This window comes from Aurantimonas marina, assembly GCF_017183135.1.
GTDB classification, from domain to species: domain Bacteria; phylum Pseudomonadota; class Alphaproteobacteria; order Rhizobiales; family Rhizobiaceae; genus Aurantimonas; species Aurantimonas marina.
This window is the reverse complement of record NZ_JADDXW010000032.1, coordinates 1-12,445: the sequence shown is the minus strand read 5'-3', so window position 1 is coordinate 12,445 and position 12,445 is coordinate 1. Positions and strand designations below refer to the sequence as shown.

Sequence of the window (12,445 nt, the reverse complement as noted above, 5' to 3'; positions counted from 1 at the left end):
GACAAAGGCATCGATGAGATCGGCGACGTCACTCGGCGAGGCGCTTTCCGCGAAACTGGAAAAGTCCCGAAGATCGAGAAACATGACCACCGCTTCGAAGCGAGTTGGTGATGTTTCGTCGTTGATCGCGCTGCGAACAGCGGAAACGGACAAAAAACGCTGCAGCCGAAGGTGAACGCCACGGACGTAGATCGCCTGACGATCGAGCGTCCTCTGGGCTTTGGCAATCATCACGCCGGTCGCCAGCACCGAAACGAAGAACAGGCTCGCAAACACCTTGGTCCAGAAACCCGTCAATCGGGATATCGCGGATTCCAGTACGCCGCTTCGGCGGGTCGCAGCCAGCAATACGGTTTTTCCCCAACGCGGCAACGCCACGACCCCCAGGGATGTCCAGTGACCGGGCAGAACGATATCTTCCTTGAGAGCTGCCGCACCGGTCGCCGTCACGCCCTCGAAATTCGCAGCGTCCAAAGATCCGCAATCGGCATCATTGGCGAGTTCGGCGATGCGTCGGCCGGACTGATCGAGGACCAGGAGGCAAGTGAGTCCCGTCTCGCCCATCTCCTTGCGCAGTTCGGAAAGCATTGAAGCCGGAGGCGGGGACGCCCCCTCGAAAAGCCCGTCCGCAAGAAGCATGGTCTGGACGAGCCTGATTTCCTGCTCGGCAAAGAGCTTTTCCGCGCTGGCGGAGATCGCGTTGTTCAAGGTGAGCACCAAGCCGACCGAACTGACGATGATCACCGGCAGAAGAAGGAGCAGGAATGTTCGCAGCAGCGGAAACGGCGTGCCGATTTCATCCGCATGGGCCTGCGGCCCAAAGGGAGGCGAGCGTCCGCCCTGCTTCGATGTTCCCCCGATCACGACTGACGTCCGTCAGTCACGGGTCGCTTGATCATCGAGGCTCCGGTCTTCGGCAGAAGCAGAATGTCGCCCTCGGCGGTAGATGCGACTCCCGGCGCGAGGGACTGCATCAGGCTGTCCAGTTCGTTCGACAGCCCCGGACCGTCTTCGGCGATCTCCAGGATCGCATAGCCGCCAGCGACCGGGTCGAGCATTTCGAGAGACAGACCGCCGACGAGAACCGGACGACCGTCCTCACCGGGGCCGAGCTGGAAGCTCGAAGGCCAGAAGGTGAGCACGAGACGTTGATTGGATACCGGTCCGGGCTTGGCATAGGCCACGACGGGTCGGCGACCGTCGTGAAGCAGCGGCGCGGCCGGCCATTCTGGCAGTGTCACACGCGAGGGCAAGAGCGTTTCCAGAAGATCGCCCACTGCAAGGGGAGCCCAGCCGGAGGGTTCGAGGCGCGCGGTCAACTCGGATTGCGGAAGATCGGTCTGAACCCTTAAGGCTTCGGCCTGATCGCCGGCGATCGTCAGGCGGCGTTCGGCGACCCTGCGCCATCCATCAGCCAGCCAGTCCCTTGGACTGATCTGTTCCGCCAGCGGCACCGGCGCGTAGTTCACGGTCCAGCGATCGTAGTCCTTCCACAAATGATAGCTGTAGGTCCCGAGATAGGCGGGCAGGAGAACCGCCAGCAGCGGCCCCAGGCGGATCGTTCGGTCCTGCCGTCGGGTGAGGAAAGCGAAGATTGCCGTCACCAGCAACCCGAACGACACGCCCGCGGCAACGTCGCTCAGCCAATGAGCGCCGAGATAAAGCCGGCTGAACGCGATGATCAGCGCAGCGCCAATGGCCGCAGCGATCGCCAGCGGACGCCATCGTGGTGCGAGGTGCGAAGCGACGATCACGGCCAGGACACCGAACACGGTCATCGACAGCGTCGCATGGCCGCTGGGGAAGGAGAACGATTCGGCGCCTGCATAGAGCATCGTCGGACGCGGCCTCTGGATGATGCCCTTGACGAGCGGAACGAACAGGCTCGACGTGGCGACCGCGATAGCCGCCGTCAGGGCGACGCTGAAATGCCGCCGGATGAGCAGCCAGGCGACAAGCGCCAGGGTCAGACCGGTCAGCACGAAGCCGTCGGCCGCCATGGTGATCGCTGTCACGATGCGGGTGCCCGCATCGCTGCGGAAGGATTGCAGGAAGTTGTAGACGGCCTTGTCGACCAGCTTCAGTTCCGGGTCGAACAGGAGATTGCCGAGCAACGTCAAAAAGCCGCCTGCGGCCAGGGCCGCGACCATCAGGACAAGGGTCCATCCGACGATGTTGCGATGGTTGGAAAGGATGCGGGTCTCGTATCGTGCCAGCCGGCTTGATCGTGGGCCACGGCGCTCGATCCGAGCGAGGCGCCAGCGATCGAGGACAGGAAAGGCGAAGCCGTAAACGATCTTGCCGAGGTAATAGAGGACGAGGAGCGTGGCGATCAGAACGATGCCGAGCACGGCAAGTCGTGGGTCGAAGCTGTGAACCCGTGACAGGCCGCGGCCGATACCGGCCGCCGGAATGAGATGGGCGCTGGCCCAGGCGAACGCCGAGACGACGTTGATGATGCTGAACCAACCGAAGTTCATGCCCACCATTCCGGCGATGCCCGGCACGATCGCCTTCACGCCAGGCACGAAGCGGCCAATGAAGATGCTCTTGCCGCCATGCCGTGCGAAGAAGGCCTCGCCCTTGTCGATCAGCGCGCCATAGCGGCTGAACGGCCAGACGGTACGCAATCGTCCCTTGTAGTGATGACCGACCCAGAAGGAGAGCGCGTCGCCGGCGACCGCGCCGGCGCTGGCCCAGAACAAGAGCGGCCAGAAGGGCAACTTCCCAGCCCCGACAAGCCCGCCGGCCGCCACGAGGACAACGGTGCTCGGCACGAACAGCCCGATCAGGAACAGCGCTTCGCCAAGACTGATGAAGAAGACGATCGCGAGCGCTGTGACTGTGTGTTGGGAGATCAGATCGACGATGGTCTGCGTCATGTCTGCGTCACCGGTCGGCTTAGACGGACCCTGCGGGTCCATGGTACATTTCGCCCACCCAGAAGACATGGCGACGACGAGCCCGGCTCGTCGAGCGGCGGACACGGATCACGATTTTGCCGCCGCCGTCAGCGTTCCGACGGCCGCGTTGAGATCCGGCCTGTCGATAGCAAGCCGTCTTCGTGGTCAGATGTCCGAAACTATACGCTTCCGTATAGCTCACAATTTCAGCTCGACCGCCCCCAATGAACGAAAGCCCCCCGAACACGTCGGGGGGGCCGCGTGGGGCTGCATGGGACGTAAACCGGCCTACTCGCCGCCTTCGCCTTCCTCACCGTTCTTGGAGTCCTCCCGGTCGGCCGCACCGGATTGCTCTTTCTTCTCGTTTTCCATTTTCAGATTTTGGTCGACGGCACCGCTCGTCACGTCGACGAGAACCCTCTTCATCGTACCGTCGACCTGAGCGAGTTCGATCTCCCAGCCGCCCTGGCCAGCCTCATCGGTCAAGCCTGCCTCCACCGCATTGCCGCCAGCGGCCTTCTGGGCGGCGTCCACGGCCTGCGCCAAGCTTACCTTCGCACTGGCAGCCTTCGCGAGGTCCAGACTGGCCTCGGCGTCATTGCCGTGCTGGGCCGCCATGGCGGCACCGCCGGCGCCAAAAAGCATGGCAGTGCCGACAATCGCGGCGGTTGTGCGTTTCATCCTCTGCATCTTGGTCTTCCCTTTGATCGGACCGGGCGTGATTGCCGGGTCGATCTGAAGGTGGGGGCCGTAGATGACCTCAAAAGCTCCGCCGCTATACGGTTCGGCAAGCGAATTGTGGCAGCCAAACGAAGCAGGCCGGCATTCTGCCGGCCTGCTCTCTTCCGATTTAAAACATCCACATCTGCGGCTCGCTGCAGTCGCCAAGCGCCTGGCCCTCGAGACCGTGCAGGCGGAGGCCGCCGTGAAGCGGGCCGGACTGAGGCGGCCCGCTTCTGCGACTTCACGAGCAGACTGGAGCTGAGGCGATCGCAGAATCCTGCCGTGCAGTCCATTCGTCCCAATTCGACGCGTTACCAGGCGCGGGCGCCGGATATGCCTTTTTCGCAGCCGCATAGAACGCCTCGACATTCTCACACTGACGAGGCGCTGCCGCCGCTTGATCAGCGGCATAGGCCGAAGTAGGCCGCATCATCGATCGTTCGGCGATCTGTTGTTGGTCGACACGATGTTGGCCCTGGGACGAGATACTTTGGTCGTTCGCCATCGAGGGCGTCGCGATGGCGAGAGGTCCGGCGATCGCACCAGCTGCGGCGAGCGTCAGTGCGACGGATTTGAACGTATTCATGATGTTCTCCTGTTGGAGCGATGATCCGCTCTAGGAAGAGATGGGACTTGAATATTACGGGGTTCGGGCCGGGCGATTGTAATTTGGTAATGATGCGGGACGAATTAGCGTCGGTCGCGGCAAACGTTCCTCTCCCGGTCCTTTCACGAAGCGCGAACAGGCAGCGCGGCGTCGGAACCAAAGCAGATTCGGTACATCGGACTTCCTTCGCGCAGCCCTGATCTGGCCATCTCCGACCGCATGTGCGGCTGGTAGACACTGTGGACACCTCTTCGCCGGCTCCGTGCGGCACCCTCGTATCGCACCGACGCACAGCGCGCCGACGCGGGCGCGTCAGTGCCGGGTAAAGATGTAAAAGCCCGCCTGGGGAAACATCGCGGCCTCGGCCCTGGCATCAAGCGCAGCAGTCGTGCTGTCGAGCCGGCTGGCCCTACCCTCGAATTCCCAGACCGGACTCCGCAGAAATCGCGGCAGCGCGGATCCGTCGCGCAAGGCGCAGACGATGGTCGGCTCGTCAGACTTGTGAAACAGATTGAACATGACGAACCCTTTGCTCCCATGGCGACCGCAACGATCTTTCGTTCCATGCATGCGATTGACAACAGCGGTATGACATCACCCGGCCCCGCGTCCCTATCCTTGCTCGCCCCGTCGCGACCTCATCCCTTGTCCTTCAACGAACCACGTCTTGTGAACCGGCTTCGGGGAACTGAAAGGCTTGTCAGCAACGCATCGGCACCCGATCCGCTCCGATCGGATGCCGATATTCGCTGCGATCCGGATGGACGCTCGTTCGCCCAGTTTCGCGATCTAGGCTTCTACTTCCACGACCTGGGCCGTCTCGATACGGTCGGCGCGCGTGACGGTGAGATACGCAACCAGCGCTGCGATCGTGACCAGGAACAGAACGCTGGTTCCGGTGGTCCCGAGGCCGAGACCGCCATTGCCCACCGGCTGTGACAGAAGATCGCCCATCGACGCCCCAAATGGCCGCGTCAGGATGTAGGCAACCCAGAAGGCGAGCACCGCACCCACGCCCAGACGGTGGCCGAGATAGACAACGGCAATCAGAGCGCCGAAGATCACCGCAGACGTGCCGTAACCCAGGCCGACGCTTTCTGCGACGAGATCCCCCGCCGACGTCCCGAGAGCGAAGGTGAAGAGAATCGCCGCCCAGTAGAACAGCTCGCGCTTCGTGGTAAAGATGGAATGGATGGAAAGCGTCTTCTCGCTCGCATACCAGGCGGCAAAAACCACTGCCAGACCGGTTCCAAAGAGGATGGTCGTGGTGGCAAGGCTGATGCCGAGATCGTCGACGAGATAATCCGACACTAGGGTGCCGACGATGCTCACCAGGACGACGACGAGCCAGTAGCTCGTCGGCACGTATTCCCGAAGCCGTAGCTGGTAGAAAAGAACGATCAACAGCAGGGCGCCCATAATCAGGGACGTCAGGACAAGACCGAGACCGACATTGAAGATGAGAAAGTCCGCGGCGGTTTCGCCGACGGTGGTGGCCATGATCTTGATTACCCAGAAGGCGAGCGTGACCGCCGGCACCTTGTTCAGCATTTCCTGCGTGAGGCTTCTTTGGGTTTCCAACGGTCTGTCTCCTTTGAACGAGCGGGCGCCGAATCACGCGTGGAATTACGCGCGGCTTGAGGCGTCGCGTGGTCGGTTTGGGTTGGGATAGGCGCGCAGGCGTTTCAGCATGCGGCGACCGCAAGTTTATCGACGGGCGCATTCGGCATGCCAAAACCTTCACGCGGCGGACGTTGCCTGCCCCCTCACGGAGACTTTCGCGTCCAGTATCCGTGTTAGGCAATCAGGCTGGACGGGGCTTTTCTCTGGCTATACCGTTTCGCAATGTCAGGCGGGGGCGCGCATCGACGATTCCGGTGGATGCGGAAAACCCACCCGCATCAACAGGCCAGGCCGATTGTCCAAGGCTTTGATCGTCGCCCCGTGGAGCTCCGCAATGGCCGCGACCAAGGCAAGGCCGAGACCGCTGCCCGGTGTCGTACGGCTGCGGTCGAGCCGGTAGAGGCGCCGAAAGATCTTGTCGCGCTCGGCTGCCGGGATGCCGGGTCCATGGTCCCCGATCTCGAGAACGGAACCGGTAGCCGTCTTTCGCAGAGCGAGGACGATCCTTCCCGGCGCGGGTATGTGGTTGATGGCGTTATCGATGAGATTGGCGATCATCTGGGCCAGAAGATCGGTGTCGCCCTCGATGGCGATCCCAGGAGCGATATCGGTATCGAGCCGATGCCCGGCATCGACGGCCACGTCCGTGTAGACGTCGGCGAGTTTCTCGCCGAGACCGGACAAGTCCACCAATGCGAACTTCGCCCGCCTCGCTCCCGCTTCGATCTGCGAAATCCGCAGCAAAGCGTTGAAGGTGTCGATGATCGCATCGGTCTCCTCGACCGCGCCGTCGATCGCGCGCTCATACTCCGAGGAGTCCCGTGACTTCCGTCGCACCGTTTCCAAACGCTGGCGCAGTCGTGCAAGCGGCGTTCGCAAATCATGGGCGATGTCGGTCGACACCTGCTTGAGGCTTTGCATCAGCACTTCGATCCGCGCCAACATACCGTTGATATCAATGGCCAAGCGGTCGAGTTCGTCCCGTCTTGGCGAAACCGGCAAACGGAGGTCGAGACGGCCGGATACGATCTGGCGCGTCGTCGCGGCAATTTCATCGACGCGGCGCGAGGGTCCGATACTGACGATATACCCGCCGATCAGCGCCAGCAGCGTAGTGGCGAGGCATCCCCAAAGCAGCGCGGTAAGGATGATTTCCTGGGTTTCGTCGATAAGATGGGAATTGCGACCTGCGAGGACCTTGTAGGACCCGAGGACTTCCCCGGAACTGAACAGTCGGACCTCGCCGTCGGCATTCTGAGCCGCGGCAAGCTTGAGATTGGCGTTCGTCGCAACGTCCCCATCGGCAAGTTTCCGGTCCGCCCATCCACTGGTCCACAGATGGGCCGCGATATTGCCAGCGAGAACTTCGCCATCGGGTCCGAGCAGCAGAAAAAAGCGGTCGTCAGCCGCGCTTTCCGATCGCTCCATGACCGCGGACCGCAGCCCATCCGGACCATCTTGCGCAAGCGCCATCCGAAATGCCGCCATATCGTCGTTGATCGACGAGCGCACGATCCCCTGCATCTCCGACGTGGCGGCAAGATAGGTCGTCCCCATGATGACGAGTACGGATGCGACGAACAGAATTGCATAGCCAACCGCCAGCCGGAACGACGTCGTGCGCAACTGCTCAGGAAGCGGCATTCAAGACATAACCTGATCCGCGAATGGTTCGGATCATTTCGGTCGCGAACGGACGGTCGACCTTGGCGCGGAGCCGACTGACATGGGTTTCGACGACGTTGGTCTTGGGGTCGAAGTGAAAATCCCACACGCGCTCCAGCAGCATGGTGCGGGTCAGAACCCGGCCGCGATTGCGCATCATGTATTCGAGCAGACGAAACTCGCGCGGTTGCAAGTCGATCACGGTCCCGGCCCGTTTGACCGTCCGGGCGATCAGGTTCATCTCCAGTTCGCCGACCTTCAGCACGGTCTCTTCCTTGCGGCTGGGCGCACGCCGTCCAAGGGCGTGGATGCGTGCCATCAGCTCGGAAAAGGCAAAGGGCTTCAGGAGATAATCGTCGCCGCCGGCCTCCAGGCCTTCGACCCGGTCGTCCACGCCGCTGACCGAGGTCAGGAAGATGACCGGTGTGTCCTTGCCCGAGGAACGCAGCGCCCTGACGATCGACAGCCCATCCAGGCCGGGCAGCATGCGGTCGATGACCATTATATCGTATTCGCGCGTGCAAGCCAGTTCCAGCCCTGTCGGCCCGCTTGCAGCATGGTCGAGATCGTGGCCGTCCTCACCAAGACCGCCGGCCACATAGTCGGCCGTGGACTGGTCATCTTCGATCAAAAGAATTTTCATGGCTGCGCCTTCTGACCCACCTTTGCCGAATGTTGGGAGGAGGACCACTTGGCTGCGAACAGCGCGAACGCCTCGTCCATGGCGGCAGTCCGGCTTCCGAACCACGGGAAGTGACCGTATCGCCAAGAGAGCTGCTCCGCAGCCACCACGGCCGTATCGCCCTCCACCGCATATTCGAAAATCGCCGATGCAAGGCCGCTGCGGTCGGCGCCGCCCTGGCAGTGGACCAGAATCGGCTTGGGCGCATCCCTCATGATCCGAGCGATCCTCGTCATTGTTGCCATATTCGGAACACTCCGCGCTGAGATCGGAACTGCATAATAGTCGAGGCCGTATTCCGCGGCCACCAGCGTTTCCTCGCGCGACCATGCTTCCTGCGGATGAACGCCCCGCAGATTGAGCATCGACCGAATGCCTTTTTGCCGGATCAGGGCCGCGAGACCGTCGTCGTCGAGTTGGCCCGACCGATAAAGAATCTCAGGCTCCACAGTATGGACATTGCCGGTCGCCAGAAGATAGCCGGCATAGCCCGCCGGCGGACCAACGAGAAGGGCCGCCGCAAGGGTCGGGATATGAAAAAGAGTTCTGGAATTGCGCATGAGGAGCCCGGAATTGCTCCGGCTCCACTAGGCGACCCAAATCACTGGCAACTGTCCCTCGCTATACGATTTCGTATAGTCGGCGGCAGGCCGAGCCGACAACAGCCTGGTCGGAGTGATCGATCGGCTTGCCCGGACGGCTACAGATCCATCAGGTGAGGCTTCGACGGCGGCGACGATGGCGGCCCAGAACAGCGCCGGATGTAACCCGACATCGGCAGATTGCCGGCCTCGCTGATCGCCCGGTCCGGACGGGCAGACAAAGGATCGAAGCCCGGGCGCCCGCCGATGCCGTGATCCGATGGGACTGTCAGGAATTCCGCATGTGGGCGAGCAGGGAACAATTTCAGGTCATGGCCCGGGCAATACCAACCTGCGGCGATAGGGACCTATTCAATGGTGCTGAACGGGCTTGTCCGGTCAGGAGCGACGCGCGGTTCGATGCGGCGCATCGGGCAAGCAGTGCGACGCGGTCCCGCTCCTTGCCATGCGTCGGTGATCGTCCCGGTCGAACGGGTTTCTATCACCGCAGGTTTGTAAAAGCGCAGCCGTAGAGGATGGCGAACAGCACTATCGAGCGCCGCCACATCTTGCGCCGCGACGTTTCGAGCAATTCCAGCTCTTGAACTCGAGCGTCCAGCGCGAACGACGATCTCCATCCGTGAAGTTTCATCGACGGAGGGCGAAAGATCCAGCATCCTATTAAGGGGCCTGCAATCCAGAAGGCGGCGAGTTTTCGCCGAGTGTCTGCCCGTCCACGACTTTGCCATACATGCTCATAGGCGTGTTATGATACTGCATGCGGGTTTCTTCAACCGATCCCGTGAAGCGTGGATCCTGCGGCCTTTCCTGGCTGTCGATATAGGCGGCAACGTCCCAGGCCTCCTTGTCTGATAGGCTATTCCCCATACCGAGCGGCATATTCGCCTTGATGAACTTAGCGGCATTGGTAATCGTACTCATGCCGGCTCCCCAATTGTAGGACCGCGGGCCCCACAGTGGCGGAAACACCATGGTGCCATCCGCTGACTTCTGGCCGGCGCCGTCGTCGCCGTGGCAGATCGAGCATTTCTGCATGAAAACGTTGCGCCCGTTGTTCCGGTCGAGATTGTCCGTCTTCGTCAGATCTGGATAGCCGCGGCCCGGCAAGTCAACGCCCGTCGGTGCACCCTTGGCCAGGAAATAGGCATAGCTCTGCAGGGCCACCAGCACCTCGTCCCCCGCCGGGGGCGCCTTGCCATTCATGCTGTATTTGAAGCAGCCCTGCAGGCGCTCTTCAAACGTGTTCACATGCTCGTTCTTGGAGCGATAGGCCGGATACATCACATAGGCGGCCCAGAGCGGTGCTGATCCAGCCAGTCGCCCCTTGTCGATGTGACAGTTCGAGCAGCTCAGATCATTACCGACGAACTGTCCTGCGTTCTGCACCGTCCTGTCGAAGATCGCTTCTCCCCGACGCACCATCCGGCCAAAATCGTCGTCTGGAATGGCGTCCTCCGGCGGAGGCATAAAGGACTTGGGCGCCACTGCGCTGGCCTCGGAAACCGCCGTCGTGCCCTTCGAACCAGCATCGGATACCCTGCTGTCGGGCGGCTTTCGACCGGATCGAGCGTCAGTTGCATCCCCGGTTTCAGTCTGCGTGTCGGGCGTCCTCGCATCTGCCTGGTCGGTCGACGCAGGAACAGATGGTAAGGTCGCGCTCGGCGATGGGATCGCCTTGTTTTGGGCCGCCGCGGGATATCTCTCCCGTTCTTGGGAGAGAGAATAGCCCACGAGCCCGGAAAGGCCGACTACCATAACGCCCATCGCCCAGGTTTTCGTGTTCGTCTCGGGACCGCTCATTGTTTCCCCCCTGAGGACTGAGAGGGCGGCGCCTGCTCGACCGGCAGACTGGCATAGTAAGAAGCGACCGCCTGTATCTCCGCATCGTCGAGTTTGGATGCGACGCCGGCCATGAGGCCCAGCGGATCGTTAGTGCGCTGCTTGTCCTGCCAAGCCCTCAATTGTCCGGCAGTATACTCCATCGACTGCCCAGAAAGCTTAGGAAAGGTCGCCCCGACACCCGCTCCGCCGGGCCCATGGCATTGGGAACAGCCCGGGAGACCACGTGACCAGTCGCCGCGCATGGCAAGCTTCTCACCGGCCGAGACCGCCGCTGGATCGAGAGGCGTGGGCTCATTCGCTTTCGGAGTCAATTTCTCGGCATAGTACTTGGCGACCGCCACCATCTCTTCCTCGGTGAGCGACTGCGCGATCGACCCCATGATATCGCTCTGGCGCTTACCGTCGGCGAAATCCTGCAATTGGCTTGCCAGATAGGTGGCGTTGATCCCGGCAAGTCTGGGAAATGGCCCTTCTGGCTGGCCCTCGCCGCTCTGACCATGACAGCTCGCACAGGCTGGCGCTCCACCAGCCGTGCCATTCGCTGCAATGTCAGATCCTGCAGCGCCGGCAGCGGATAGCGGGCCACTCTGAGCAAACGACAGAACCAGTATGGCAGCGCCCACAGCTTTTACCCGCCACCGGACGCCGGGATGTCCCTGGGGATAAATTGTCGACCCTACAGAGCGCACGTCATGAGCCTCGAACGCTTGTGCCAAGTAGAAGATGATCGTCAACTTCTTCTCCCATTTCCACCAAAACCTCCATCCGGATCGAAGGCGGTGACGCATTCATAGCCACCAACAGCCCAATCTTCTTCCGGGTATTGTATACTTCATTGAAGTAAATGAAACTTAAGGCGGGCTGAATATTTTATAGCCAGCGAAGCACCAGTGCCCGTCGTCAGGGCCGGTTTCAGGCCTGATTGTCAACAACCGCCTACATTTTGTCGGCTGCGGCTTGGGCAGTTCTGCTCGATCGAATATGCGTGCACCGCCCCCGCCGTCGGCTGGGTTCTCGATCTTCCGGTGGATCGTCGCATAATTGGTGTGGCGCCAAACCATCTCGCCGTTTTCGCGCTTGGCCGGCAAATCGACGCAACGCTCGCGGAACCACATCAGGGCCTGGCGGGCACTGCCGAGTTCGGCAACCTTGTCGAAGACGAGACAAATGGCCTCCTGAACGCGTCGATCGAGATCCTCCTCGAGCCGATCGCCGGCCTTCACATTGCCGTCCGGGGCACCGACGACGAGTCGGCACGCCCTACCTTCTTGTATCTGGCAGAAAGGGAGTGTTAGCGCAGAAGATCGAGCTCGTATTCGTTGAGGCTGCCCTTCAGGCCGAGGAGCAGGCGATCGTTGCCCTGTCTCGGAGCGTAGACCGTTTCGCCGTCGATCGGGAGGGTATCGACGACGCGGCACATCTCGATCAACTGCTGCCAATCGCGGCTGTTGCAGGCAAACCGCGAAACTTCTCGCACCCCGACCGCGCCTACCTTGCCCAGACAGACCTCCGCACCATGCGCTCGAATCCAGCGCGCGCGTTACGGAACCGGACGCAGAACGACCGAGATCGTCGTCAATCGTTTCGATGTCGGACCAGCCGAACGCCGCCATGGTCTTGCTCCGCTTCCGATATGTTTCATTGCGCCGGAATGGGGCGGACGGACCGGCCGCGAACTACCCCAAATCAGAGGTCGAGTGTGTTGCCGGGACCAGTTGAGGCAGATTTGTCTGACCCCGCCCTTGGCAACCACGGCCCCGGCGGGATAGTTAGTGTCCAATTACTATGGAGTGAAATT

General features: G+C 61.6%; 13 protein-coding genes. All 13 read right to left on the bottom strand.

The window, feature by feature from the left end; genetic code table 11:
- The coding region (locus tag ING15_RS18960) for a hypothetical protein (RefSeq protein ID WP_206456407.1) at positions 1-864 on the bottom strand (864 nt) is incomplete at its 3' end.
- Positions 861-2,882 (bottom strand): bifunctional DedA family/phosphatase PAP2 family protein, encoded by a 2,022-nt coding sequence (locus ING15_RS18955; RefSeq protein ID WP_206456406.1) that lies wholly within the window; start codon positions 2,880-2,882, stop codon positions 861-863. The genes ING15_RS18960 and ING15_RS18955, both read right to left, overlap by 4 nt.
- A gap of 309 nt (positions 2,883-3,191) precedes the next feature.
- Positions 3,192-3,584, bottom strand: coding sequence for a PepSY domain-containing protein (locus ING15_RS18950; protein WP_206456405.1), 393 nt, complete (start codon positions 3,582-3,584; stop codon positions 3,192-3,194).
- 961 nt (positions 3,585-4,545) lie between these two features.
- Entirely contained in the window at positions 4,546-4,752 is a 207-nt protein-coding gene (locus ING15_RS18945; RefSeq protein ID WP_206456404.1) for a hypothetical protein, read from the bottom strand.
- A 270-nt stretch (positions 4,753-5,022) separates the two neighbouring features.
- Positions 5,023-5,784: a COG4705 family protein gene (locus tag ING15_RS18940; protein WP_206456409.1), complete on the bottom strand. Its 762-nt coding sequence runs from the start codon at positions 5,782-5,784 to the stop codon at positions 5,023-5,025.
- Positions 5,785-6,081: 297 nt separating this feature from the next.
- Positions 6,082-7,500: a sensor histidine kinase gene (locus ING15_RS18935; protein WP_206456403.1), complete on the bottom strand. Its 1,419-nt coding sequence runs from the start codon at positions 7,498-7,500 to the stop codon at positions 6,082-6,084.
- Positions 7,487-8,164, bottom strand: a complete 678-nt coding sequence (locus ING15_RS18930) for a winged helix-turn-helix domain-containing protein (RefSeq protein WP_206456402.1) — start codon at positions 8,162-8,164, stop codon at positions 7,487-7,489. Before ING15_RS18930 ends, ING15_RS18935 begins: the two co-directional genes overlap by 14 nt.
- A complete protein-coding gene (locus ING15_RS18925; RefSeq protein ID WP_206456401.1) occupies positions 8,161-8,763 on the bottom strand; it encodes a fused DSP-PTPase phosphatase/NAD kinase-like protein in 603 nt (200 codons plus the stop codon). The genes ING15_RS18930 and ING15_RS18925 overlap by 4 nt, the downstream gene beginning before the upstream one ends.
- Before the next feature lie 389 nt (positions 8,764-9,152).
- Positions 9,153-9,461, bottom strand: a complete 309-nt coding sequence (locus ING15_RS18920) for a hypothetical protein (protein ID WP_206456400.1) — start codon at positions 9,459-9,461, stop codon at positions 9,153-9,155.
- A 4-nt stretch (positions 9,462-9,465) separates the two neighbouring features.
- Positions 9,466-10,605: a c-type cytochrome gene (locus ING15_RS18915; protein ID WP_232845888.1), complete on the bottom strand. Its 1,140-nt coding sequence runs from the start codon at positions 10,603-10,605 to the stop codon at positions 9,466-9,468.
- Positions 10,602-11,381 carry a c-type cytochrome gene (locus ING15_RS18910; protein ID WP_232845887.1) on the bottom strand — a complete coding sequence of 260 codons (780 nt, stop codon included), beginning with the start codon at positions 11,379-11,381 and terminating at the stop codon, positions 10,602-10,604. The genes ING15_RS18915 and ING15_RS18910 overlap by 4 nt, the downstream gene beginning before the upstream one ends.
- Before the next feature lie 117 nt (positions 11,382-11,498).
- The gene (locus tag ING15_RS18905; protein ID WP_206456398.1) at positions 11,499-11,870 is read right to left on the bottom strand and encodes a hypothetical protein; all 372 of its coding nucleotides are present in this window, start codon (positions 11,868-11,870) and stop codon (positions 11,499-11,501) included.
- A gap of 68 nt (positions 11,871-11,938) precedes the next feature.
- Positions 11,939-12,124, bottom strand: coding sequence for a recombinase family protein (locus ING15_RS19655; RefSeq protein ID WP_232845886.1), 186 nt, complete (start codon positions 12,122-12,124; stop codon positions 11,939-11,941).
- Between the last annotated feature and the right edge of the window lie 321 nt (positions 12,125-12,445).